Origin of the sequence: Secundilactobacillus paracollinoides, assembly GCF_001702155.1 — a bacterium.
In the GTDB taxonomy this organism is placed as follows: domain Bacteria; phylum Bacillota; class Bacilli; order Lactobacillales; family Lactobacillaceae; genus Secundilactobacillus; species Secundilactobacillus paracollinoides.
The window spans coordinates 2830758-2856013 of record NZ_CP014912.1 but is presented as its reverse complement, the minus strand read 5'-3'; the positions used below and the strand labels follow the sequence as shown (position 1 = coordinate 2856013).

Genomic DNA, 25256 nt, shown 5'->3' with positions numbered 1-25256 from the left:
GGACGTCGGAGTGGACGCATTTACAACAGCATTGTTGTCGTCTGGAAACACCGTGGTGTCCACGTTACTGCTGCGTCATTATCGTGACCTTGGACTGACAAATGAGCAATTTTTAATCTATCTTCAGTTAAAATCCTTCGCGGATCAGGGCAATGACTTTCCACCGACAGCAACGATCGCGCAGTCAGTGGGTCTGTCTGATAATCAGGTCTTTCAAGTGTTACACGAAATGATCAGTCAAAACATGATGCAAATCAAAACGACCCATCAAAAGGATCAGCTTGCTCAGGACGCCTATGATTTTACCCAGCTCTATGAAAAATTGGCCCAGTACGTTGCCAATCAGGAAACGGCTACGGTCAAGCAATCAGCGACTAATGATCGCCAGGTGGTGTTCAAACAGGTTGAATCTGAATTTGGGCGTCCACTGTCGCCAATTGAACTCGAAACGATTGCCCAGTGGTTGGATAAAGATCATTATTCAGGTGAGTTGATTCAGTTGGCCTTGAAAGAAGCTGTGCTCAGTCAAGTCTACAGTCTCAAATACATGGATCGAATTCTTTTGAGTTGGGAGAAGAAACACATTACTACTCCTGAACAGGTACAGCAGGAAAAGGAACGGTATCAGGGCAATTCAAGGCAATCTGGCCAGCAATCTAATCACTCATCAGATGCGACTAAGACACCTGATATTCCGCTATTTAATATTGGTGACCAAGACAAGTAACCTTTATGATCGCCATAAAAAAGGACCTCTGGAATCGGGTGATTTCGGAGGCCCTTTTTATGATGAGCTGTTTGTCACTGAATCGTCGATGAGTCGAGCGGCCCATTTCAGCTAGATAATCCTGTTCTTGCTGGTGCCAGTAGTCCTGGTCTTTCTGAGTGATCGACCGCAGTACCTGGCAGGGATTTCCAGCTGCGACGACATTTTCGGGGATATCATGGGTCACAACAGCCCCAGAACCAATGATCGTGTTGTCGCCAATTGTGACGTCTGGATTCACAATGACACCGCCGCCAAGCCAAACATTATCGCCGATTACGATGGGGTGACCATCGGCTAACCATTTTGGTTCGGACGTCCGCCGCAATGGGATGACTCGCCGCAAATAAGCTCACACGCGGGCCGATTAATACCCGGCTCCCAATCGTGATGCGACCCGAGTCGAGAAAAACAGCGTTGGTGTTAATGTACACGTCATCGCCAAGTGTAATATTGTCGCCAAAGTCGCAGAAAAAGGGCGGTTCAATGTAAAAGTGTGCGCCGGTTTTGCCCAGAAGCTGTCGAAACTTTGGCTGAACGTCCGTTGTGGTGCTGGGATCGTTAATGGATGCAAGCAGGGTTTGTTTCCGATCCGTTTTCTTAGCCAGGTCTGTGTCGTAAACGTTATAGAGCTGACCACTTAACATCCGTTCTTCGTTGGTTGTCATGGTGTTGTACCTCCGTATGATGATGCAGGGTTTAGCTGTAGTATAACATGTAAACGATTACAAGGGGGGGCAATAAAAAACAGATCGAATCCAATCAGACGGATTCAAGCTGTTTTTGATTTAAAATGTGTCCCTTAACTGCTTGCCTTGGCACTCGACTTCGTTGAAGTGGTACCACCAGTGGTTGTTGAACCACCAGTACTTTCAGAAGTGGTGGTTGACGTCGACGATGACGTTGTCGTTTCCGTGCTGTTACCATCGTTGCCACTACCACTGCCGCTTCCGCCACTAGGTTCTTGCTTGGTTGAAGTTGAAGAACTCGTGGAGTCAGTTGAACTAGTCGACGACGATGTTGACCGGTTCGTGGTGGCTGCGTTACTTGAACTGGTGCCAGTTGCACTGCTTGCAGAACTGCTATAAGCATTCGTTGAGGTGCCACCGTTAGCGCTCGTGGTTGTATCACCAGGATACCCCTGAATATAGTATTCATCGACCCCGTTTCGGGTTGTTTCAACAACGTCGTTCGGCTTGGTCCAGTCGGTGTTTGAAACGTTCTCGTTTTGTGCGAGATAGGTCATTTCATACTTGTAGATCTCTTGGGCTATCTTGGTTTCATCCTCAGTCACGTATCCACCCGTGGCAAATTGTTTGTCGTACCCGGTCCAGACAGACAGTGAATAATTCTTGGTGTACCCAGTAAACCATGAATCCATGGTGCTGCTTGCTGGAACCTTATTCACATAGTCGTCAGGGTAAGCCGTTGTCCCAGTTTTACCAGCTTGGTATAACCCAGAAATTGCGGCTGCCGTTCCTGAACCGTTAGAGCTATTAATAACACCCTTAAGCATGTTGGTGATCATAAAGGCTGTGGCTGATGACATGGCGCGCTTCCCGGTACTGCCGTAGGAGTGTGACTTGCCATCCTTGGTGACGACCTTGTTCAGCAAACTTGGCTTGTAGTAGGTCCCACCGTTCGCAAAGGCACTATAACCAGCGGCCTCTTGTTCGGTGGAGATATAAGCCCCAATCCCGTTTTGCAGGGTCAGTTTGTCCTTAAACGTCATCCCAAGACCACTCAGGAACTTAGTCGCCTTTGTGATCCCAACAGCATCCAGCGTTCGGATAGCTGGAATGTTTCGGGATTCAACCAGCGCTTTCCGCATGGTAATGGTGCCTTCATACTTATCATCAAAGTCGTTTAGCTGTTTATCAGTACCAGGATAGGTGTATGCCGTATCCTTAACTGGTTCATACGTCGGGTATTTAAGGTACTGAATAGCCGGCCCGTAATCCATCAGTGGCTTGATCGTTGACCCACTCGACCGGTCAGTTTGGACAGCTCGGTTAAGCCCGAAGCTGACATTACCAGTCTTTCGGCCGCCAATCATGGCGGTCACCTTACCATTGTTAGGATTGATCAGCGTCGCACCAACTTGGAACTTTTTACTTGGGAAGGCGACGTAGTTGTTGGAGTTGACGATGTTATACAGGTGTTTTTGAGCCGACATATCAAGGTTCGTGTAGACCCGCAAGCCATCGGTACTAGTGTTATAGCCATCCGCCTTTAATTCTGCGTAGACTTGTTTTAAGTAAGCATCGATATACTTTTGGTTCTTATTCGTGACCGTTGTGACCGGATGGGTTTTGGCTAAACCACTTTGCACGCTCGTGGCTTCAGCAGCCTTTGCTTGAGCGGAACTGATCACCTTGTTTTGGGCCATCGCGGCGAGCACTTGGTTCCGGCGGTATGTCGCGTACTTAGGGTAGCGCGTTGGATCATAGTTTGTCGGACTTTGCGGCATCCCAGCCAACATTGCGAGCTGCGGCAGCGTTAAGCGGCTGAGTGATTTGCCGTAGTAATATTTAGCGGCGGTCTCCATGCCGTAAACCCCGTTACCCATATAAACCTTGTTAATGTAGAATTCTAGGATCTTTGACTTGCTGTACTTTTGGTCAACCTTGATGGCCAACCAAGCTTCCTGGGCTTTCCGTTTTAAAGTTCGGTCAGCATTGGACGTTGAAAAGACAGACAATTTCACGAGTTGCTGGGTCAGGGTACTCCCACCCTGCATCCCTAATGAAGAGCCGCGGATGTTAGAAAAGGCGACTTCCACGATACGGATCGGGTCAACCCCGTGTTCCTTATAGAAACGACGGTCTTCAATGGAAACAACAGCTTGTTTTAACGTACCAGGGATCTTGCTTGACTTCACGTAGTCACGGTTTTGAGCACCTAACCGGGAAATAACGTTATTGTCAGCATCGTAGACCTTGGTCGACGTATCACTTGAAAGTTCGGATTCAGTGATGTTAGGCGCGCCTTGCGCGTAGTAGAAGAATAGTCCAGCGCCTAATAGGATGGCGCCTAAGAATAAGACCAGCAGACTGGTAAATATCGTTCGAAATAAATGACGTTTTCGTTTGGGCTTGGCATTTTGCTGTCGACGCCCAGAACGCGTCTCATCGTTATTTGAATTACTTGACATAGGTAAGCTCCTTTGATTAAGGCGTTAAATAATGTGATCAACCGCATCGAGATAGGGAATAATTGGGTTGAGTCGGTAGTGGATCGGCAGCGCAATGTCGTCAAATACTTTAAGGGGTATCGATTTGTGTCCCGTATCCTGGTGATCCCAGTAGGTGATGAGATCCGTAGCCTTTAATAAGTATAGCTGATCTAATTTAACAAACTTAATCAGACCAAAACAAATGCCGCCTTGTTTTAAACAACTTCTCATGTGCTCAATCTGGTGTTTATGGAAGTTATCTAGTGGAAAGCGGGTCGTTTCCTGGGTTTCCTTGGCATCAAAATCGACGTATCTGCCACGATAGATACCGTTGTAGTCCGTGGTGGAAGCTTGCCGAAAGTAGGCTTCCCGAATAACTGCGGCGGAACGTTTGGGGTAATCGACTTTGACGATTTGAATGGGGGTCGGCTTTTTATGAATGACAGCAATATCGTTAGCCAGGTAGTATTGATTGCTCTCATTAAGCTCCTGTTCTAAAGTCATCCCTCGGCCGCCATAGGTGGTCAGCTTTAACTTTTGGTTGGGTTGCTGACCTGGCGAGAAGCACGCGCCGTTCGGATAATGAATTGTCACAGACCGGATCATCTCTTTTCGTTATGAATTCGTCGAAACTATGTTAACCCAGTTAGTGTTATTATACCAAGGGACACGTTTTCAATAAACAAGTAAATGCAAAAAACCCGTGATAACGGGCTTAGTTCTTTAAAAATCATCGAACACTTGTATGGGAAATGTCCGAATATGGGACAATTGCCGATGCTTTTAAAGTTGGGTTAAGGTGTGCAAGCGTATGATACGGTTATGTCTGCCGTTTTTCAAGTAGCTGATTGGCATCACTGCACAAGTTTAATGAAATTAAGCTATATTTTCGTCTGTATATAGTGAAAGCAATTGGTCTCAAAGGTTCTTTTCAATTTTAGGAGGGAACTTAAATAGTGCTATTATGCCGCTTTGTTGTACAGTTCGGCCCTGTAGGTTGAGTTGGAGTCGATCGCGGTCTGCACTGCGGAACGGTTCCACTACGTTACGATATTTGGTGCGCCCGGCATGGGCGCCAACTAGACGGTGAAAGTCCGTTGCGGGCCGTAGTAGTCGGAACCGCAAGTCAATGACAAGGGTGTCCATCGTGAGGTGGAATCTGAAGGAAGTCGGCGACAAAGTACCGCATTGATGTACAAGAATCAGCTATAAGGCTGTGTTGGTCGGACGAGGTTGCCAAACAAACCAAAGTCCAATACTACTCGAGGCCATCGCAGTAAAGCTGGCAATGACATGGTACGAAAGTGGGCGTTCTTACCCGGGGAGGCCTGTATCGTACGTTCCCGACAAGAGGCGCGCTAAGCGCCACAGGAACAAACATCGCAGTGATGTGGTGCAGAACGATACAGGAGTCAGCCGAGGCCATAGTAGTGGTATCTGCCACGAAGGGCTGAACAATAATAGGTCATCATTGATATTGGAGGTGGAGACAGTGCAACAACCGCAGAATACAGAAAAAGCTGACCGCCGGCGGACAGTAGGACTGGAAGCCCAAGAACAAGTCGGGGTGCGTAGCACTGACTCTGGTGAAAATACGATGATGAACGGCACTAAGTTTCAAGAGTTAGTCTTAGACCGAAATAACCTGAACGAGGCTTATCTTCGCGTCTGCAGAAACAAAGGTGCAGCAGGACTAGACGGAATGACCGTTGACGAACTGTTGCCCTACTTGAGGAAACATAAACAGGAATTACTGCAAGCTTTACAAAACGAGACCTATCGGCCTCGTCCCGTTAAGCGGGTTGAAATTCCAAAACCTAATGGTGGTAAACGCAAGCTCGGAATACCAACTGTGATTGACCGACTTGTTCAACAAGCCATGGCGCAAGTCATGGTGCCAACATTTGAGCGTGTCTTCTCAGATAATAGTTTTGGGTTCCGACCGAATCGAAGTGCTAAAGATGCCATTGATAGAGTGGTTCAGTTCTACAATCAGGGCTATCACTATGTCGTGGATCTCGATTTAAAAGCATACTTCGATACGGTCAACCACGATCTGCTTATTAAATTTATTGAGCAGTATATTACGGATCCATGGATACTGCATCTCATTCGTCGCTTCCTAACCAGCGGTGTCATGAATGGTGGTCTATTTGAACGAAGTGATAAAGGCACCCCTCAAGGTGGCCCCTTATCGCCACTTTTGGCTAACATTTATCTCAACGAACTGGATAAGCTGTTAACTTCCAGAGGTCATAAGTTTGTCCGCTATGCGGACGATTGTAATATTTATGTCCGAAGCAAACGTGCTGGAGAACGGGTTCTGACTAATGTTACTCGCTTTCTTGAAGGCGACCTAAAGGTCACCGTCAATGAGGACAAGACATCAGTAAGTTCGCCTCTGCGGGCCAAGTTCCTGGGATTTTCCTTGGGGGTTGGTCGAGGAGGTGCGTATGCGCGACCTGCTTGGCAGGCCAAGCAACGCATCAAGTCTGCACTCAGGAAAATGACCAAGCGCAATCGGGGCGTTTCGTTAAACCTGGTGTTTAACGAGATTCATCAAAAGATGCGTGGGTGGTTACAGTACTATTCGGTCGGGAAAATGACCAATTTTATCCGTCACTTAGACGAATGGTTGCGAGCAAGGATTCGCCAGTATATTTGGAAACAGTGGAAGAAGCTCAAAACAAAGGTCAATCATCTTGTAAAACTGGGGCTTTCTGGCACCAGTGCTTATACAATGGCCAATACCCGTAAGGGTTATTGGCGAACTGCGCATAGCAAGACATTGACCTATACTCTGACAAACAAAAGACTGGAACGCCTTGGACTCATCAATATGAGCAAGACACTCCAGTCAATACAAAGTGCTTAAATTATTGAACCGCCGTATACGGAACCGTACGTACGGTGGTGTGAGAGGTCGGTAATTGAATTAATCAATTACCTCCTACTCGATTAATCGTTATCTTAGATGTCAAGGCTTCATAAATGGTGTCATGAAACCTGTTAGTCAGTTGTTATCTGTGACTAGAACATGGTAAGAAGCACACCTATTAACGGTCTGGTTAGCAGTCGAGGGCGAATTCTCCGCAAACTGGTTTTAACGCAATTGTGATGCTTAACCAGTGATAAAAAGGGAGCTCAACGTCAGTGGAATGCAGCAATTTGGCACGGAGCTGTGGTGTCGATATCAGTTAGCGACCGTACTTTGGTCGGTTACTGATATGCGAGACGATTGAGATCCACTCGAGAGCCACGCAGTGGAAATCGAGTTAGCTCAATCGCGAGCCACCACACGGAGTGCCAAATTGCGGAATGCAACGGATTTTTACCCAATATTTTTACCCAAAAACAAGTGTGGATCATCCATTCAATAAAGGAGGACGTGCAGACATGGCACAACGACTATGGATCACTGGCTATCGGTCATATGAATTAGGCTTATTCTCAGAAACTGAGCCGAAGTATCAAGTGATCGACTATGCGCTGACTAAGCTGATCACGCAAGCAATTGAAGACGGCACGACTTGGGTCATCACTGGGGGCCAGCTTGGCATTGAACAGATGGCAGCGAAGGCGGCCATTTCGTTAAAGCCAGATTATCCTGAACTTAACGTTGCATTAATGATGCCATTTGCGCATTTCGGCAATCAATGGAAACCGGATAACCAGGAAAAACTGGCGGATCTAAAGGAACAGGTGGACTTTCAAGCCCCCGTCAGTGATCAGGATTACACGTCGCCACAACAATTAAGAAATTATCAAAATTTCATGCTGACCCACACTGATGGGGCACTTTTAGTATATGATGTAGACAACGAGGGCAAATCGCGGTACGATTATGATGCGATTATGCATTGGCAAGAAAACCATACCTATCCGTTGCAGCTGGTTGATTTCGACCAATTGCAAGAGTATTCGTATGAATTTCAAGAAAATTCAAAAAAAGGTTTCAATCTCGACTAATTTTTGGTATCATCTCAAATGTTGGTGTTGAATAAATGATGAGGTGTATTTAAATGGCAACGATCAATTTTACTCCCAAGGACATTTTACAAAAAGAATTCCGTCAGAAGATGCGGGGCTATGACCCAGCTGATGTTGATAGTTTCTTGGATAATGTCATCAAAGACTACGAAGCGTTTACGAAGGAGAATCAACACCTCCAAGACGAAAACGAACGTTTGTTAGCCAAGGTAGATGAGCTGACGAAACAGATTTCTGTTGGTGGCGGTCAGCAAACGGTTCAAACGAGTCAACCGGCAAGTAATGTGACTAATATGGATATCCTGAAGCGCTTATCAAACCTGGAACGTCATGTGTTTGGTTCCCAACTGGATTCCAGTAATAGTAACACGTCACACCGGCTCTAATATAAGTTAACATTTTTTGTAAATCGTGGGTAATCGCGGTCGGCTTAAGTCGGCTGAGGAAAGTCCATGCTCGCACAGGCTGCGATGCCTGTAGTGTTCGTGCTCGGTGAAAAAATAAGCCGGGGGACTTCGCAAGAAGTTACGGCGGGGAAAAGCGCTAAGGTTTCGGCTATGCGTTAATACCTCTGAAAGTGCCACAGCGACGATGACGCTATTGGAAACGGTAGTGGTGGAACGTGGTAAACCCCTCGAGCGGGCAACCCAAACTACGGTAGGGGCGCTTCACACACGGAAATGAACTAAGTTGTGGGGGGAGAGTTTTTAACTCTCGAGATAGATGATTACCGCTTGACCTAACTGTCCCTGGCATTAGGTGAAGTACGGAACATGGCTTACAGCGATTTACAAATCAGGATTGTGGGCGCTTAGGCGTCCACTTTTTTTATGGCTATAAATTGAGGATCGTGATGAATAAGGCTGGTTGATCTCGCCAGCACCTGATTTCGAGCGGTCTCGCTTTAAAAACAGAACTGTCGCACCGAAAACAAAGGAATAGGAGCACAACATGAATAACGAAGAAATGAACCTCTACGCAGCAACTGCCAGTGGTATTGAAGCCATTGCGGGACAGGAACTGCGGGACATGGGTTACGATGTCCAGGTTGAAAACGGCCGGGTAGCGTTTAAAGGGAACATGCACGATATCTTACGCACTAATTTGTGGCTGCGGACAGCAGACCGCATCAAAATTATATTAATTCAGTTTCCAGCCAAAACTTTTGATGATATTTTTGACACAGTTAGTGCAATGTCATGGGATCAATGGCTCCCTATGGATGCCAAATTTCCCGTTAATGGCCGTTCAAAAAATTCAAAGTTGTTTAGTGTATCCGATATTCAGGCGGTGACGAAAAAAGCAATTGTCAGTCAAATGACTGAGGCCTACCATCGTAAAACACGTTTTCCAGAAACGGGCGCACTCTTCCCACTTGAAATTGCGTTAGACAAGGATGTTGCCACGCTGACACTCGATACGACCGGTGATAGTTTATTCAAACGTGGTTACCGACAGGAAAAAGGGGATGCGCCGTTGAAGGAAAACTTTGCGGCCACCTTGATTAAATTAACGACATGGCGCCCGGATATGCCATTTGTCGACCCAATGTGTGGTTCCGGTACCATTCCAATTGAAACTGCGCTCATTGGCAGAAATATTGCGCCTGGACTCAACCGGCACGTGGTCTGTGAAGACTGGCATCCTGACTATCGTAAAATGGCAGATACCTTGAAGGAAGAAGCTCGGGCTGCACAGACTGACCCAGTCCTTGATATTACAGGGTACGATATTGATGGGTCAATGATCGATATTGCAAAGTTAAACGCTAATGGTGCCGGTGTTCTTCACGATATCCAGTTCAAGCAGCTGGCAGTAAAAGACTTTACGACGGATCAAGAAAACGGCGTCATGATTGCTAACCCGCCTTACGGGAAGCGGATGGGGGACCAAAAGAGTGTCCGCCAGATCTATAAGCAAATGGGGCAAGTCTTTAAGCCAATGACAACGTGGTCGAAGTACATTCTGACTGCTGATCTATCATTTGAGTCCTTCTATGGCGAGAAGGCGACCAAGCGTCGAAAACTCTATAACGGGGCACTCAGAACCGATTACTTCCAATATTGGGGTCATCAGAACCGCCAGCATTAATATCAACTAGAATAAACGGGTGTCAGCTTAATGACCAAAATGGGTGTTGAGCTGACACCTTTTTTGTGTTGACTGCATTTTAGTGTCCATTGAAGGACAATCATTAGAGAAAGGTCAGTCATGTAACCTCGAAATACAACTGCATCATAGAGCCGATACTGTTAAGACGGGCGCTTGACTAGCAATAATGAAATTTATGTCACATCATAGATATGACATAAAACGTGCCATTGCGTTGAACAAGTCTCAAAATTTTTTAATCATTTTTTAACGTCGTAAATTGGTATAGTAAGCGGTTTCCTTATCTCCTAAGGCAACCTGACATCTCACTAAAGTAGTGGTTCTCTCTCATAAATGATGTTAGACTTTATAACATTAACGAGAGGAAGTGATGCTGTTGAATTTAGCCAACGTAGCATTCATGATCTTAGCAACCATCTTAGTCCTGTTTATGACCCCGGGATTAGCCTTCTTTTATGGCGGGTTAGTCTCGAAACGAAACGTGGTCAACACGATGTTATCCGTGTACATGCTGACTGGGGTGGCCATTCTGCTATGGATCATTATTGGGTACAGTCTATCGTTTGAAGGGAATCTTGGCGGCTTTATCGGCTCAGCGTCTCACATCTTCATGCATGGCGTCAATATGTCGCGATTGACGGCAACTAAAATTCCAACTGGCCTCTATGCCATCTTTCAAATGATGTTTGCCGTCATTACACCAGCGCTGTTCGTTGGCGCCGTTGTCGGTAGGATCAGATTCCGGTTTTTGTTGGTATTCGTTTGTCTATGGTCGATTTTGATCTATTATCCCATGGTCCACATGGTCTGGAGTCCCAACGGGTTATTAGCCCGCCTAGGAACCGTCGATTTTGCCGGTGGGACGGTCGTTCATATCAACGCTGGGATCACCGCCTTTGTTCTGTCAGCCTTTTTAGGTAAACGGATCCACTACGGCGATATTCCGCATACCCATTACAACCTGCCATGGGTGCTTTTAGGAACCGCGATTCTTTGGATCGGCTGGTATGGGTTCAATGCGGGGTCAGCATTGGGTGTCAACGGAGTGGCCGTTCAAGCCATGTTGACGTCAACGGTTGCCGCAGCGACAGCCATGGTAAGTTGGATGTTTCTCGACATGTTCACGAAGAACGGCAAGCCAACCTTGGTCGGCGTCTGCACGGGAACCCTATGCGGCCTGGTTGCAATTACACCGGGAGCAGGCTACGTGACGATTACCGGAGCCTTCTTCATTGGGCTGGCTGGCACACTGGCGAGTTACTTTTTCGTCAACGTTTTAAAGGATCGCATTGGTGTCGATGATGCCTTAGATGCGTTTGGGTGTCACGGTGTGAGCGGAATCGTCGGTAGTATTCTAACCGGACTGTTTGCGACCAAAACTGTCAACGGCAGTTTGCCAGAAAATGGCCTTTTCTATGGTGGCGGTTGGCATATGTTCTTGGTCCAACTGGCAGCGACGTTTGGCACGATCATCTTTGTTGCCATCATGGGCAGCATTATCATTAAAGTGATGCAGCTGTTCATGCCCATGCGAGTCGATCGGCGCGAAGAAGAGCTGGGCCTTGATATGGGCGAGCACGGTGAAGAAGCCGATTACGCGGTTGAATTTAGCCGGGATCTCGACCGGTACCGGTCTGATATGAACCAGTACTCTTCTGAATTCCAAGGCCAAACTGCTAAACTTGGTAAAAAATAACGATTGCATTAACATTCTCTCGGAAATGCTCGGGTATCTCAAAATAAATGGTCTGAAAACAAAAAGCGTTGCTTGGATTTGTTATACTAAATCCAAGCAACGCTTTTATATTTAAATTGAGGTGGATAAAATGCCATTAGATCGAACAGAACCCGTTGAACCTGGTGAACCCTTGGCGACCGCAATGGCGCGCGAAGTATTTGAAGAAACTGGGTTGACTGTTAGTCAGCTAGAATCCTGCGGCACCGTTGAGTGGTTTGACACGCAAGACCACTATCGCAAAATCGGTTTCTTGTATCGCACAAGTCAGTTTTCCGGTCAGCTGAAACAAGGCGATGAAGGCCGCATCCTTTGGTACCCACTGGCGGACCTCAACCGTGCCAATACAGCGGAGAGTTTTATGGAAATGCTGGCCATTTTTACGAAACAAACAACGGTGGATGCTGTGTCATTATGGAAGGGCCATCGCTCAACGGATAAAAGCTACCCTGGGGATAACAGGCTTATCTCCCCCAAGAGTCCACATCGACGGGGAGGTTTGGCACCTCGATGTCGGCTCATCGCATCCTGGGGCTGTAGTCGGTCCCAAGGGTTGGGCTGTTCGCCCATTAAAGCGGTACGCGAGCTGGGTTCAGAACGTCGTGAGACAGTTCGGTCCCTATCCGTCGCGGGCATAGGAAATTTGAGAGGAGCTGTTCCTAGTACGAGAGGACCGGAATGGACACACCGCTGGTGTATCAGTTGTGCCGCCAGGCGCATTGCTGAGTAGCTATGTGTGGATGAGATAAACGCTGAAAGCATCTAAGTGTGAAACTCGCCTCAAGATGAGATTTCCCATTCCTTTATGGAAGTAAGACCCCTGAGAGATGATCAGGTAGATAGGCTAGAAGTGGAAGTCCAGTGATGGATGGAGCGGACTAGTACTAATCGGTCGAGGACTTAACCAAGTAAGAAAACGGTGATTTCCGGTAGGAAAACGATATTATCTAGTTTTGAGAGCATCAGTTCTCAATAGTGTGGTGGCGATAGCCTGAAGGATACACCTGTTCCCATGCCGAACACAGAAGTTAAGCTTCAGCACGCCAAGAGTAGTTGGGGGATCGCCCCCTGCGAGGGTAGGACGTTGCCACGCAACCAGAACCGCTGACTAAGGTCGGCGGTTTTTTGTTTACGCCAAATGAACGAACATGGTAAACACCTTTCGCTAGAACAGTATCCTTGATATAATGGGAGTTGCCGTTTTAGCTCAGCAGGTAGAGCACTTCCATGGTAAGGAAGAGGTCATCGGTTCAAATCCGATAAACGGCTTGTCAGGGATACTTGTTTGCTAGAGAGAAATAGACAATAAGAGGATATATTTTTTTACGGTGATTATGCAAAAAAGGCTAGTCAAACCCTACGCGCCGTAGTATACTAATTAAGTTGTCTATTACAGCACATCGTTTTCGGGAAGTAGCTCAGCTTGGTAGAGCACCTGGTTTGGGACCAGGGGGTCGCAGGTTCGAATCCTGTCTTCCCGATTGAATAACATTTTGCCGGAGTGGCGGAACTGGCAGACGCGCTGGACTCAAAATCCAGTGTCCGTTGAGGACGTGTGGGTTCGAACCCCACCTCCGGTATCATAAAAAAACGACGAACCCAGAAAGGGTCTCGTCGTTTTTTGGTGCGCCCGGCATGGGCGCCAACTAGACGGTGAAAGTCCGTTGCGGGCCGTAGTAGTCGGAACCGCAAGTCAATGACAAGGGTGTCCATCGTGAGGTGGAATCTGAAGGAAGTCGGCGACAAAGTACCGCATTGATGTACAAGAATCAGCTATAAGGCTGTGTTGGTCGGACGAGGTTGCCAAACAAACCAAAGTCCAATACTACTCGAGACCATCGCAGTAAAGCTGGCAATGACATGGTACGAAAGTGGGCGTTCTTACCCGGGGAGGCCTGTATCGTACGTTCCCGACAAGAGGCGCGCTAAGCGCCACAGGAACAAACATCGCAGTGATGTGGTGCAGAACGATACAGGAGTCAGCCGAGGCCATAGTAGTGGTATCTGCCACGAAGGGCTGAACAATAATAGGTCATCATTGATATTGGAGGTGGAGACAGTGCAACAACCGCAGAATACAGAAAAAGCTGACCGCCGGCGGACAGTAGGACTGGAAGCCCAAGAACAAGTCGGGGTGCGTAGCACTGACTCTGGTGAAAATACGATGATGAACGGCACTAAGTTTCAAGAGTTAGTCTTAGACCGAAATAACCTGAACGAGGCTTATCTTCGCGTCTGCAGAAACAAAGGTGCAGCAGGACTAGACGGAATGACCGTTGACGAACTGTTGCCCTACTTGAGGAAACATAAACAGGAATTACTGCAAGCTTTACAAAACGAGACCTATCGGCCTCGTCCCGTTAAGCGGGTTGAAATTCCAAAACCTAATGGTGGTAAACGCAAGCTCGGAATACCAACTGTGATTGACCGACTTGTTCAACAAGCCATGGCGCAAGTCATGGTGCCAACATTTGAGCGTGTCTTCTCAGATAATAGTTTTGGGTTCCGACCGAATCGAAGTGCTAAAGATGCCATTGATAGAGTGGTTCAGTTCTACAATCAGGGCTATCACTATGTCGTGGATCTCGATTTAAAAGCATACTTCGATACGGTCAACCACGATCTGCTTATTAAATTTATTGAGCAGTATATTACGGATCCATGGATACTGCATCTCATTCGTCGCTTCCTAACCAGCGGTGTCATGAATGGTGGTCTATTTGAACGAAGTGATAAAGGCACCCCTCAAGGTGGCCCCTTATCGCCACTTTTGGCTAACATTTATCTCAACGAACTGGATAAGCTGTTAACTTCCAGAGGTCATAAGTTTGTCCGCTATGCGGACGATTGTAATATTTATGTCCGAAGCAAACGTGCTGGAGAACGGGTTCTGACTAATGTTACTCGCTTTCTTGAAGGCGACCTAAAGGTCACCGTCAATGAGGACAAGACATCAGTAAGTTCGCCTCTGCGGGCCAAGTTCCTGGGATTTTCCTTGGGGGTTGGTCGAGGAGGTGCGTATGCGCGACCTGCTTGGCAGGCCAAGCAACGCATCAAGTCTGCACTCAGGAAAATGACCAAGCGCAATCGGGGCGTTTCGTTAAACCTGGTGTTTAACGAGATTCATCAAAAGATGCGTGGGTGGTTACAGTACTATTCGGTCGGGAAAATGACCAATTTTATCCGTCACTTAGACGAATGGTTGCGAGCAAGGATTCGCCAGTATATTTGGAAACAGTGGAAGAAGCTCAAAACAAAGGTCAATCATCTTGTAAAACTGGGGCTTTCTGGCACCAGTGCTTATACAATGGCCAATACCCGTAAGGGTTATTGGCGAACTGCGCATAGCAAGACATTGACCTATACTCTGACAAACAAAAGACTGGAACGCCTTGGACTCATCAATATGAGCAAGACACTCCAGTCAATACAAAGTGCTTAAATTATTGAACCGCCGTATACGGAACCGTACGTACGGTGGTGTGAGAGGTCGGTAATTGAATTAATCAATTACCTCCTACTCGATTTAAAATTAGACAGTAGTGAGCCACGATAATCTGGAGCGATCACCAGAGTCTCAACATTTCAATCTCGTTCATGAAACATCGTTCGTCTTTTTTTATATTAAATCGTAATTTAGCCATTTTAAAAAGAATGATTTAAAATTTCACGAACTAATTTCTTAATTTCTGGTATCATAGTTAACAGTTAATATTTTTCGTCGCCCAGTTACCGATACTGATCAGAACTATGCTAAAATTGATCTAGACAGATTGATTCTGAAGGAGTGTGCATGTTATGAAACGAAAAATTGCAATTATCGGCGGCGGTATCGTTGGTGCCAGTGCTGCGTACTATCTCAGCACGTTATCTGGTCATGATCAACTTGAAGTGACCCTGTACGATGACGGGACTGGTCAAGCAACCTCCGCAGCTGCCGGAATCATTTCACCGTGGCTGTCAAAGCGTCGCAATTCCCAGTGGTATCAGCTCGCTAAGGATGGTGCTTCACTGTTAATGCAGCTGGCGCGTCAAGCTAATTTGGCCACGGATGTGTATGCTCAGACCGGAACGATCATTACACGAACGGACCCGACGGATATGTCGAAATTATGGGAACTGGCTAAACAGCGGGCGGCGGATGATCCCGATATGGGTGAGATCGCACAACTCACTGCTGAACAAGTCCAGGAGAAAATTCCGCTTCTGTCAAAAGGACAGCCAGGCGTGTTGGTGAGTGGCGGTGCCCGTATCGATGGGGCTAAATTTGTAACCGAGCTGCTTCAGCAGGCCAGTCAAGTCAACCTCACAGTGAAGCATGGCCGCGTCCAACTTGACGAAGCGGGTCGCGTGATCACGCCAGCAGGGTTAAAACGATTTGACGAACTGATTCTTGCGGCTGGTGCCTGGTTACCTGATTTAGTTGCGCCGTTAGGCATTAAAGTTGCGGTCCGCCCACAAAAGGGCCAACTTATTCGGCTAAACGTGCAGGATATCCAAGATTATGAAAACATGCCGGTACTGATGCCGGAGGGCGAACGGGACGTGATTCCGCTCGGCCACGGCGAACTGATCGTTGGCGCGACCCACGATGACGAAGGAAAGTATGACCTGAGCGTTACTGACGAGGCTACTCAGGATCTGCTGGGAAGCGCTCAACGCTTTGTATCAGGCTTGACGGCTGACAGTATTGCGGAGGCCAAGGTCGGCACCCGGGCTTACACCGAGGATCATTCACCGTTCTTTGGCCGGTTACCGAAACACCCTAAGATCTTGGTGGCTAGCGGATTAGGGGCATCCGGCCTAACAACGGGACCGATGATTGGCAGACTATTAGCCGGTACAGCTATCTATGGCGGTCAACCCGACTGGAGCAAGTATGAAAAGAACCTGGCAAATTACTTCTCATAGCACGTCAGGGTACAGTTAGCGGTCGACGTCGGCGCGGTGCTGTTTTAACGCCTGTTGCGCCAAATTGTGGGCACCCTGATTCTGTTTTTCAGGCACCCAGTTTGTCACGACGACGCTAAACTTCGCTTGCAACGCCAGTAACTGATCGACGAGCGGTTGATAGTGTTTTGCATACTGTTTTGCGACACTATCGGCGACAATCTTGCTATCTGTATAATACAAAACGCTTGACGCCGTCGCCGAATCACCAGCAATCGTGACGAGTTTTTCAAAGCCCGTAATAGCTGCGTGAAATTCAGCTTGATGATTGTCACCATCCGGCAGGACCGCCTTAAGTTGCGTCTGCTGTCCATCATGAAGAATCAAAATACCGGCGGCACTTAAAATACGATCACTGTCGGTTGCGGCATCTGTATATAAAGTAAACATTGGTTTAAACCACCTTTCGAAAGGAAGAGATTCCCATTATTTCAAAGCAAAAACGTCAATTCTTGTACCAGCCTGGCCCCTTGTCTGCGATCATTTTATGGAGTTGGACGGTCGTGGTGCTCTGTTTAAGTATTATTTTAGCACTGGAACTTTCAAATCATTACTGGATCCCATGGGTGATTGGTGTCATTTTTATCGTGCTGGTGTGGGCGCAGATCCATTATCGCCACATTTATCTTGAAAATGGCGTGATCCGTGTGAGCCGAATCCTTAACCATAATTGGGTACAGATTCGCCTCAGCGATGTGCACAATGTCCACGCGTCTAAGTACCGTTTAGGATTTGTTTATGGCGGGAAGATCTATCAGTTCTTATTACCAGTAAACTCAGTGATTGAACTCAATAACTTGATTCAAGAGGCACAAATTTCACAAAAGGGGTAAACCACATTGAATGATATTGAAATTTCACAAGCAGCTACTGAAGCACCCATTACAGAAATTGCAGGTAAATTAGACCTGTCAGCCGACCAAATCGAACAGTATGGTGCTGTAAAAGCGAAAATTAAACTCCCCGTTACTGGGGATGCCAGCACGTCAAAACTGATCCTGGTCACATCCATTAACCCTACGCCAGCGGGTGAAGGCAAGTCAACCGTTACTGTTGGTCTAGGTGATGCACTGCAGCGTCAGGGCAAAAAGGTCGCGATTGCATTACGTGAACCATCCCTGGGGCCCGTCATGGGCATCAAGGGTGGTGCCACGGGTGGCGGGTATGCGCAGGTTATTCCAATGGAAGATATCAACCTGCACTTTACTGGGGACATGGGCGCATTAACGGAGGCCCACGATACCTTGTCAGCACTGATCGACAACCACATTCAGCAGGGCAACGAGCTTAACATTGATCCACGCCAGGTGATTTGGAAGCGCGTGATCGATATTAACGACCGTGCACTTCGGCAAACGGTCATTGGGTTAGGCGGTCGTACCTCAGGAATTCCACGCCAGGATGGGTTTGACATTACTGTTGCGAGTGAATTAATGGCAATTTTATGTTTGAGCAAGGACCTCGCAGACTTGAAAGCGCGCATTAATAAGATTGTGATCGGATACACCTACGATAAGGACCCAGTGACCGTAGCAGACTTAAAAGTCGGTGGTGCGATCGCGTTGTTATTAAAGGACGCCATCAAGCCAAACCTTGTCCAAACGATCGAACACACCCCAGCCATTATCCATGGTGGCCCCTTTGCAAACATCGCCCACGGCTGTAATTCCGTCATTGCAACTAAGTCAGCCTTAGCCCTCGCAAACTACGTGGTTACCGAGTCCGGCTTTGGTGCTGATCTTGGCGGCGAAAAGTTCATGGATATTAAGACCCCGGTTCTTGGCAAAACACCGGATGCAGTCGTGATCGTTGCAACCGTTCGCGCGTTAAAGTACAACGGTGGCGTGGATAAGAACAATTTGCAGGAAGAGAACTTGGCTGCGTTAGCAACCGGTTCGGAAAACTTGAAACGTCACGTGACAAGCATGAGTCGCTACGGTGTGCCCGTAATCGTGGCTGTGAACCGTTTTACGAGTGATACGGATGCCGAGATCGATCAGTTATTGGCCTACGTTAAGGATGAACTCCACGTACAAGCCTTTGATACCACAGTTTGGGCAAACGGGGGTGGTGGCGCACTTGATTTGGCAGATGCCGTTGTGGCAGCTGCTGACGAACCATCAACCTTCAAGCCACTCTATGATTCCGACGATGACTTGGTGACCAAGATGACTAAAATCGTTCAAAATATTTATGGCGGTCGCGACGTTGAACTGGAACCCAAGGCTAAACGCCAGTTAAAGACCTTCCAAAAGCAGGGTTGGGATAAGCTGCCAGTTTGCATGGCAAAGACGCAGTATTCATTATCGGACAACGCGAAGGCGCTTGGTGCACCAACAGAGTTTACCATTCACGTCCGCGAATTTGTCCCCAAGCTGGGCGCTGGTTTCATCGTGGCAATGACAGGCAATGTCTTAACGATGCCTGGCCTACCAAAACACCCGGCAGCATTGGACATGGACATCGATGCTGATGGCAAGATCACCGGGTTGTTCTAACGATTAATATCATTTACACACTAAAAAGCCGCTGTCTTTAGGGGCTTTTTATTTTGGGTTGAACTGGCGCTAGTGGCGTAAGCCGGTCTCGGCATGCGGGGACACGTTTCGACAATCCAAACTAGAAATTTAAGTATTTCAACGTCTCACATAATACTAGGCAAGGAAAAGGCCCCGCCAACGAAAAATCACAGCTAGATCAGTTACCAACGGAAAATCAACTAGAATAATACAGCACCGTGGCTGGATAAGCCGGGGTCTGCTATAATAGATAAATAATTCAAAAAGGGAGTTCGGTGCGTTGATAATCGGATCAGTTACAGTTTTGATCATCGTTTTATTTCTGATCGATCAGTGGATTAAATACGCAGTTGTGGCGCACATTGCCTTGGGGGCAGTCCATCAGGTGATTCCTGGGGTTCTATCGCTCACCTATCTGCGTAATAATGGGGCAGCTTGGAGTATGCTCGAAGGTCAGCAGTGGTTTTTTTACATCGTGTCAATCATCGCACTGGCAGTCTTGATCTATTTTCTCATTCGTTACCGCACGGATTGGCGGTACGAACTGGGACTCGCTTTGATGATTGCGGGGACGCTTGGTAACTTTGTGGATCGGATACGTCAAGGGTTCGTGGTCGACATGTTCCAACTAGACTTTATTTCGTTTCCGATTTTTAATTTTGCGGACAGTTGTTTAACGGTTGGTGTCATTGTCCTGATGATTGCCATTCTGCTGGAGGACCGCCGCGACAGAACGGGGTCTTCACATGAGTAGCCAAGAAACATTTAAAATCACGACCGAAACTGGCCGCTTGGATAAGGTGCTCAGCAACCTGATGGCTGATGAGAGTCGTTCACAACTCAAGGAAGCCATTGATAAGGGCAACGTCACGGTTAATGGCAACCTAACGAAGCCCAAGTACCCCGTGCAGCCTGGTGATGAGGTTGTGATCACCATTCCAGATCCGGTCGCGCTCGATCTAGAGCCGGAAAATATTCCCCTCGATATTGTTTACGAGGACGACGACGTGATCGTGGTCAACAAACATGCAGGGATGGTGGTTCATCCCTCACCGGGGCACCCTGACCATACCCTGGTCAACGCGCTGTTATACCACTCGCCGCTTTCGACGATCAACGGCACGTACCGCCCTGGAATCGTGCATCGAATCGATAAGGATACATCCGGGTTGTTGATGGTTGCCAAAAATGACAACGCGCATCGCAGCCTCGCAGCCCAGCTAAAAAATAAAACAAATCTACGCGAGTACATTGCGTTAGTCCACGGTGTCATCAAGCAAGATGAGGGCACAATCGACGCACCGTTGGGACGGTCACCCAAGGATCGAAAGCGACAGGCAATCGTTGCTGACGGCCGGCACGCGGTGACCCATTTTAAGGTGTTAGAACGCTACCTCAACTATACGTTGATCTCTTGCTGGCTCGAAACTGGTCGAACCCACCAGATCCGAGTGCATATGAAATCCATCGGCCATCCTTTAGCCGGTGATCCTCTCTATGGCCCACGTAAAACGATTAACGGCAGTGGACAGTTCCTGCACGCAAAGAAACTAGGGTTTAAGCATCCCGTAACGGGCAAACAGCTTGTGTTTGAAGCGCTTTTACCAGATGATTTTGAACGGGTTCTGCGACGATTACGCGAACAGACACCTGGCTTGCATTGACAGTGCAAAACCCAATTTTTATGCTAAACTTGAGGCTGAATACTCACGTCAACACAGTTTCGCTTAAATAAGCAGTACCTAAATTCTTAAGGAGGCAACTCATGGCAAAAGTAGTTGTAGACGCAATGGCAATGCAACGGGCACTCACCCGGATCACCTATGAGATCATTGAACGGAATAAGGGAATCGACAACCTCGTCATTCTGGGCATCAAAACACGAGGTATCTACTTGGCACAACGTATCGCAAGTCGCTTAAAACAGTTAGAAAACGCAACGGTTCCGGTTGGGGAATTGGACGTTTCAAAGTATCGCGACGACATCGAGCATGATAGTCAAGAAATCGATCCAACGGTCACAGTCTCTAAAATTGATTTTCCCATTACAGATAAAAAAGTGATCCTAGTGGACGATGTGCTGTATACTGGCCGTACTATTCGGGCCGCAATGAGCGCCATTATGGATCTTGGCCGGCCAGAACAGATCAACCTGGCTGTTTTAGTTGATCGCGGTCACCGGGAACTGCCGATTCGTGCTGACTTTGTTGGCAAAAACATTCCCAGTTCTCAATCTGAACGCATTAAGGTTTCCGTCACAGAAATTGACGGTCAAGACAGTGTTGAAATTATTGATCGTTAAAAAAGCACCGGTTTATTTGGTGTTTACAAGAATGGACTGATGTATGATGGCACAACGATTTTTAATACTTGAAGACGGGTCATCGTACCCGGGTGAAGGCTTTGGTGCAGGCGCCACAACCACTGGTGAACTTGTGTTTAATACCAGTATGTTGGGCTACCAAGAAATTGTGACCAATCAGATCTACCACAACCAGATTATTGTTTTTTCACAACCAACTATTGGCAGCATCGGCATCACTCATGACAGTTATGAATCAATTTTGCCAACAGCCAAGGGGATGGTCGTGCGTGATGTATCGGATATCTCCAAAAACCGGCAGCGTTCCCTGTCCCTTGACCAGTTTTTAAAACAACACAACATTCCGGGCATCAGCGGGATCGATACCCGCCATCTGATTCGTCAGATTCAAAAGAACGGGACGATGAAGGGCAGCATTGTAGATGTGGATGACGACCACGCGTTTGACCAGCTGCACGCCACGGTACTGACCAATCAGCAAGTCGCCCAAGTGGCCACTCCGGCGCCGTACCCCAACCCCAACAGCGGGTATAACGTTGTGGTTGTCGATTTTGGGTTAAAGCACGGGATCCTGAGGCAGTTGTCGCGACGGAACTGTAACGTCACCGTTCTGCCTTGGAAGACGGATGCCCAATCGATCATCAGCCTTGATCCGGACGGCGTCATTTTGTCGACTGGTCCAGGGTCACCGTTAGACTTACCTGAGAGCGTTTTGGACATGATCAGAACGATTCAAGAACGCGTACCTCTATTCGCGATTGGGTTGGGACACGAACTTTTTGCGCTGGCAAATGGTGCCGAGATCACGGCGCTGCCGGTGGCACACCACGGTGCGAGTCACCCGATTCGTAAAATTATCACCAACGAGATCATTTATGCGCTTGAGGGTCAAGAATACGTCGTTGATGGCGAGTCGGTTGACCGCGACCGGTTGATCACCACGTACCGCGATTTGATCGACAGTAGTATTCAGGGACTGCGGCACCGAGATTTCTCGGCTTTTTCAGTGCAGTTTTTCCCAGATGGCGCACCGGGGCCAAACGATTCGGTCGATCTCTTCGATGAATTTATTGAAATAATGGGCACACGAGAGGGTCTACATGGATAACGATATTCAAAAAATTCTAATAATCGGTGGCGGTCCAACGGAAATTGGCCACGAAACAGAGCTGGACGCGGCCACATTACAAATGATCCAGGCGTTTCAGAAACTGGGTATTCGAACATTACTGATCGATAACAATCCATTTTCAGTTGCCCTTGAACGCGTGCAACCCACCAACATGTTTATCCAAGCGGTAACGGTGGAAAACGTGCAACGGATCATTGAAAAAGAGCATCCCGATGCTATTCTGCCAACGGTTGGTGGGGTTTTAGCCATCAGTGTGGTCCAGGAACTGCAAGAAAACGGTGTGTTAAGCGATAATGGGGTCCGCTTTTTGGGCATCCCATCCGAATCCATGGTTGACGTGAACAACCCAGACCGCATTAATGACGTTTTGCAACAGATCGGCGCACCCGTCATTTCCTCAGAAACGGTTGGCACGCTTGATGAGGCCGTTAGTGTGGCGATGCGGATCGGCTACCCGGTCATCGTTAAACCAGTGGCGCCAAAGCTCGATACAAACCGAATTCTTTGCGACAACGAAGATGACCTGATCAACGCGGTGACCCAGGGGTTTGCCTGGTCCCGGTTTAGCCAATGTCTGATCGAACAGAGTATTGTGGGCTATAAAGAAATTGAAATGGTGGCGATTCGTGATTTCACGGGCACGCAAGTCCTGATTGCAGGGCTGGAAAACATCGATCCTATCGGCATTCACTCTGGTGATTCAATGGTCGTTGTGCCCACACAGACGTTGACGAACACTGAATATCAGCAATTGCGCGACATGACGTTTGCCATCAACAACAAGTTTAATTTTACAGGTGTCAGCCATATTCATTTTGCGCTCGATGCGCAAAAAGAACTCTTTTACGTGACAAAAGTGACCCCCTACAACGATCGGGGGACGGCGCTGGCAGCGGTGGCGACTGGCTATCCGATTGCGACGGTAGCGGCGAGCTTATACCTCAACCTCAAACTCACTGAAGTGCGGTTGCCAGAGATCTTTCATTTTCGGCAAACGGCATTACTGGAGCCGACGGTTGATCACGTCGTCGTTCGAATCCCAATCTGGCCGTTTGAAGATATTCCCAACGCTGATCGCCACCTTGGCACTGTTATGCGGTCAGTCGGCTCGACAATCGGTATCGGGCGCAGTGCTGAAGAAGCCATTCTAAAGGCATTGCGTTCCTCTCAATTTAGTCCTAAGGATGAACTGCCTTCAATGAGTAACTTGTCTGATTCGCAGATCATCTCACAGTTAATTCATCCCTTGGCATCACGGATACTCGTGTTATTGGAAGCGTTAAGACGCGGCTACCAAGTTGATGAACTTAACGAACTCACCAAAATTGATCCGTTCTTCTTTTACAAGCTGAAGCATATCCTCGATATTGAAATTGAGATCAAGGATAATCCGATGGGCGCTAAGTCACTGAAAAAGGGGCGTTATTACGGGTTTGGCGATGGGATGATCGCCCGTCTGTGGCGAACGGACATCGACAATGTCCGTCAACTCGGGCGCAACCACGACGTCGTCCCCACCTACAAGGGGATTGAACCCACTGCTGCCGAATTTTTAGCCGAATCGACTGGCTACTACAGCACGTTTGAATTCGAAAATGAATCCAACTGCCTTTCTGACCATAGTGCACTTGTGTTAGGTCGCGGTGGCAATCAGTTAGGACCCAACGCCTCGGCGGACTATTTTACGACGAGCATGCTTAATCAACTCCGTAAGTCCGGGTACAAGACCATCATTATGAACACGAATCCAAACGCTGCTTCGTTAGTCGCGACGTTAACGGACAAACAGTACATTGATCCGATTCAGTTGGGTGACGTGCTCAATGTGATTGCAATCGAGCGACCGGAGATTATTTTTGTCCCCGGTAACCGGCACTATCTGACACGCGAATTGCGACGCCGTCATCTGCGCATCGCGGTGTTACCGCCCGACCAGGAGAAACGCAGTGAACTTGTTAATAACTACGCAACGATTGGGTTGGATCTCTTTATTACGAGAGATCACATCGTGCCGATCTTGGTGAGTGACCTGCGTTCTGACCAGGGAATGGCCACAACATTTGATCAAATCACTGTCATGAAAACGCCAGCCGAAATTGATGATACTCAGTTAGATCACATTTTGCAGCATGCAACTAACTACCTCATGAACGATCCACGTACCGGGTTAGTCCAAATGCTATATACAATTAGTAATGGTCAACCCGCCTTTGCCGGTGTTCGACCAACTCGGTTAACAACGATTGCCTACTTGAATAAAGTCACCGGCATCAACTGGGTCCGGATGTTGATTCGGCAAGCACTTGGTGAAATTGACGAAAATTTAATCGCAAACTTGCCGCTTGATATTCATTCTGACCGCGTTGCAACCGTTCAGGGGACGTTCCCGTTCAAACAGTTGCAATTACCAACACAACTTGGGCTGACCACTCAGGAGGTGGGGGGACAAATTGCGTTTGGGAGTCATTCGCAGGCGGTTTTAGCAGATCAAGATAAGACTGACTAAATGCAGAGTAACCAAAAAGAGATGCCATAGTGGCATCTCTTTTTGGTT

20 protein-coding genes, 3 tRNA genes, 1 rRNA gene, 1 other RNA gene and 2 other annotated features are annotated in these 25256 nt (G+C 47.7%); of the genes, 20 read left to right on the top strand and 5 right to left on the bottom strand.

The genetic code is table 11. The features are described from left to right. Positions 1–10 precede the first annotated feature (10 nt). Positions 11–727 (top strand): DnaD domain protein, encoded by a 717-nt coding sequence (locus AYR61_RS12490; protein WP_054707142.1) that lies wholly within the window; start codon positions 11–13, stop codon positions 725–727. On the opposite strand, the gene AYR61_RS15790 is transcribed toward AYR61_RS12490, so the two are convergent. The 4 genes from AYR61_RS15790 to recU all read right to left on the bottom strand — a co-directional run bounded on the left by AYR61_RS15790 (position 702) and on the right by recU (position 4535). Next, entirely contained in the window at positions 702–1112 is a 411-nt protein-coding gene (locus AYR61_RS15790; protein WP_318529559.1) for an LbetaH domain-containing protein, read from the bottom strand. The two genes, AYR61_RS12490 and AYR61_RS15790, sit on opposite strands and share 26 nt — an antisense overlap. Beyond that, complete coding sequence (locus AYR61_RS15785) at positions 1033–1434, bottom strand: maltose acetyltransferase domain-containing protein (RefSeq protein ID WP_304621838.1); 402 nt, start codon at positions 1432–1434, stop codon at positions 1033–1035. Before AYR61_RS15785 ends, AYR61_RS15790 begins: the two co-directional genes overlap by 80 nt. A 134-nt stretch (positions 1435–1568) precedes the next feature. Continuing rightward, positions 1569–3920 carry a transglycosylase domain-containing protein gene (locus AYR61_RS12480; RefSeq protein ID WP_065903275.1) on the bottom strand — a complete coding sequence of 784 codons (2352 nt, stop codon included), beginning with the start codon at positions 3918–3920 and terminating at the stop codon, positions 1569–1571. A gap of 24 nt (positions 3921–3944) precedes the next feature. Next, positions 3945–4535 carry a Holliday junction resolvase RecU gene (gene recU, locus AYR61_RS12475; protein WP_156319208.1) on the bottom strand — a complete coding sequence of 197 codons (591 nt, stop codon included), beginning with the start codon at positions 4533–4535 and terminating at the stop codon, positions 3945–3947. An 898-nt stretch (positions 4536–5433) separates the two neighbouring features. Here recU and ltrA (AYR61_RS12470) point away from each other — a divergent pair. From ltrA (AYR61_RS12470) to AYR61_RS12410, 12 genes are all read left to right on the top strand, one after another. Next, entirely contained in the window at positions 5434–6816 is a 1383-nt protein-coding gene (gene ltrA / locus AYR61_RS12470) for a group II intron reverse transcriptase/maturase (RefSeq protein WP_065900954.1), read from the top strand. Positions 6817–7337: 521 nt separating this feature from the next. Further along, positions 7338–7910 (top strand): DUF1273 domain-containing protein, encoded by a 573-nt coding sequence (locus AYR61_RS12465; RefSeq protein WP_054707152.1) that lies wholly within the window; start codon positions 7338–7340, stop codon positions 7908–7910. Positions 7911–7963: 53 nt separating this feature from the next. Continuing rightward, complete coding sequence (gpsB, locus tag AYR61_RS12460) at positions 7964–8317, top strand: cell division regulator GpsB (RefSeq protein WP_054707154.1); 354 nt, start codon at positions 7964–7966, stop codon at positions 8315–8317. A gap of 21 nt (positions 8318–8338) precedes the next feature. Next, positions 8339–8717, top strand: an RNA gene (gene rnpB, locus AYR61_RS12455) — RNase P RNA component class B. Between the two features lie 165 nt (positions 8718–8882). Beyond that, on the top strand, positions 8883–10022 hold the full coding sequence (locus tag AYR61_RS12450) for a THUMP domain-containing class I SAM-dependent RNA methyltransferase (RefSeq protein WP_065903273.1): 1140 nt from the start codon (positions 8883–8885) through the stop codon (positions 10020–10022). Positions 10023–10419: 397 nt separating this feature from the next. Beyond that, positions 10420–11739 carry an ammonium transporter gene (locus AYR61_RS12445; RefSeq protein ID WP_056987705.1) on the top strand — a complete coding sequence of 440 codons (1320 nt, stop codon included), beginning with the start codon at positions 10420–10422 and terminating at the stop codon, positions 11737–11739. A gap of 142 nt (positions 11740–11881) precedes the next feature. After that, positions 11882–12400, top strand: a sequence feature (23S ribosomal RNA rRNA prediction is too short). A gap of 11 nt (positions 12401–12411) precedes the next feature. Further along, positions 12412–12674 (top strand) — a sequence feature (23S ribosomal RNA rRNA prediction is too short). Positions 12675–12754: 80 nt separating this feature from the next. Continuing rightward, a 5S ribosomal RNA gene (rrf, locus tag AYR61_RS12435) occupies positions 12755–12871 on the top strand. Between the two features lie 103 nt (positions 12872–12974). Next, positions 12975–13047, top strand: a tRNA-Thr gene (locus tag AYR61_RS12430). 138 nt (positions 13048–13185) lie between these two features. Continuing rightward, positions 13186–13259, top strand: a tRNA-Pro gene (locus AYR61_RS12425). A gap of 14 nt (positions 13260–13273) precedes the next feature. Further along, positions 13274–13358, top strand: a tRNA-Leu gene (locus AYR61_RS12420). Positions 13359–13837: 479 nt separating this feature from the next. Then, a complete protein-coding gene (ltrA, locus tag AYR61_RS12415; protein WP_065900954.1) occupies positions 13838–15220 on the top strand; it encodes a group II intron reverse transcriptase/maturase in 1383 nt (460 codons plus the stop codon). 356 nt (positions 15221–15576) lie between these two features. Beyond that, positions 15577–16689, top strand: coding sequence for an NAD(P)/FAD-dependent oxidoreductase (locus AYR61_RS12410; RefSeq protein ID WP_065903268.1), 1113 nt, complete (start codon positions 15577–15579; stop codon positions 16687–16689). Positions 16690–16704: 15 nt separating this feature from the next. Here AYR61_RS12410 and AYR61_RS12405 read toward each other — a convergent pair whose 3' ends face one another. Further along, positions 16705–17118 (bottom strand): ribonuclease HI family protein, encoded by a 414-nt coding sequence (locus AYR61_RS12405; RefSeq protein WP_065903266.1) that lies wholly within the window; start codon positions 17116–17118, stop codon positions 16705–16707. A 29-nt stretch (positions 17119–17147) separates the two neighbouring features. Between AYR61_RS12405 and AYR61_RS12400 the strand changes: the two genes are divergently transcribed. The 7 genes from AYR61_RS12400 (at position 17148) to AYR61_RS12370 (ending at position 25208) form a co-directional block, all read left to right on the top strand. Continuing rightward, on the top strand, positions 17148–17561 hold the full coding sequence (locus AYR61_RS12400; RefSeq protein ID WP_318529594.1) for an EbsA family protein: 414 nt from the start codon (positions 17148–17150) through the stop codon (positions 17559–17561). A gap of 6 nt (positions 17562–17567) precedes the next feature. Next, positions 17568–19226 carry a formate--tetrahydrofolate ligase gene (locus AYR61_RS12395; RefSeq protein ID WP_054707172.1) on the top strand — a complete coding sequence of 553 codons (1659 nt, stop codon included), beginning with the start codon at positions 17568–17570 and terminating at the stop codon, positions 19224–19226. 307 nt (positions 19227–19533) lie between these two features. After that, complete coding sequence (gene lspA, locus AYR61_RS12390) at positions 19534–20001, top strand: signal peptidase II (RefSeq protein WP_404814643.1); 468 nt, start codon at positions 19534–19536, stop codon at positions 19999–20001. Beyond that, positions 19994–20911 (top strand): RluA family pseudouridine synthase, encoded by a 918-nt coding sequence (locus tag AYR61_RS12385; RefSeq protein WP_065903261.1) that lies wholly within the window; start codon positions 19994–19996, stop codon positions 20909–20911. The genes lspA and AYR61_RS12385 overlap by 8 nt, the downstream gene beginning before the upstream one ends. Positions 20912–21012: 101 nt before the next feature. After that, positions 21013–21549 carry a bifunctional pyr operon transcriptional regulator/uracil phosphoribosyltransferase PyrR gene (pyrR, locus tag AYR61_RS12380; RefSeq protein ID WP_054707177.1) on the top strand — a complete coding sequence of 179 codons (537 nt, stop codon included), beginning with the start codon at positions 21013–21015 and terminating at the stop codon, positions 21547–21549. A gap of 46 nt (positions 21550–21595) precedes the next feature. Next, positions 21596–22678: a carbamoyl phosphate synthase small subunit gene (locus AYR61_RS12375; RefSeq protein ID WP_065903939.1), complete on the top strand. Its 1083-nt coding sequence runs from the start codon at positions 21596–21598 to the stop codon at positions 22676–22678. Then, positions 22671–25208 (top strand): carbamoyl phosphate synthase preATP-grasp domain-containing protein, encoded by a 2538-nt coding sequence (locus tag AYR61_RS12370; RefSeq protein WP_065903258.1) that lies wholly within the window; start codon positions 22671–22673, stop codon positions 25206–25208. Before AYR61_RS12375 ends, AYR61_RS12370 begins: the two co-directional genes overlap by 8 nt. The last annotated feature ends 48 nt before the right edge of the window (positions 25209–25256 follow it).

Coding starts and splice junctions, on each gene's coding strand:
- AYR61_RS15785 (WP_304621838.1), bottom strand. CDS start 1,434: ATGACAACCAACGAAGAACGGATGTTAAGTGGTCAGCTCTATAACGTT.
- AYR61_RS12480 (WP_065903275.1), bottom strand. CDS start 3,920: ATGTCAAGTAATTCAAATAACGATGAGACGCGTTCTGGGCGTCGACAG.
- AYR61_RS12465 (WP_054707152.1), top strand. CDS start 7,338: ATGGCACAACGACTATGGATCACTGGCTATCGGTCATATGAATTAGGC.
- gpsB (WP_054707154.1), top strand. CDS start 7,964: ATGGCAACGATCAATTTTACTCCCAAGGACATTTTACAAAAAGAATTC.
- AYR61_RS12450 (WP_065903273.1), top strand. CDS start 8,883: ATGAATAACGAAGAAATGAACCTCTACGCAGCAACTGCCAGTGGTATT.
- AYR61_RS12410 (WP_065903268.1), top strand. CDS start 15,577: ATGAAACGAAAAATTGCAATTATCGGCGGCGGTATCGTTGGTGCCAGT.
- AYR61_RS12405 (WP_065903266.1), bottom strand. CDS start 17,118: ATGTTTACTTTATATACAGATGCCGCAACCGACAGTGATCGTATTTTA.
- AYR61_RS12385 (WP_065903261.1), top strand. CDS start 19,994: ATGAGTAGCCAAGAAACATTTAAAATCACGACCGAAACTGGCCGCTTG.
- pyrR (WP_054707177.1), top strand. CDS start 21,013: ATGGCAAAAGTAGTTGTAGACGCAATGGCAATGCAACGGGCACTCACC.
- AYR61_RS12375 (WP_065903939.1), top strand. CDS start 21,596: ATGGCACAACGATTTTTAATACTTGAAGACGGGTCATCGTACCCGGGT.
- AYR61_RS12370 (WP_065903258.1), top strand. CDS start 22,671: ATGGATAACGATATTCAAAAAATTCTAATAATCGGTGGCGGTCCAACG.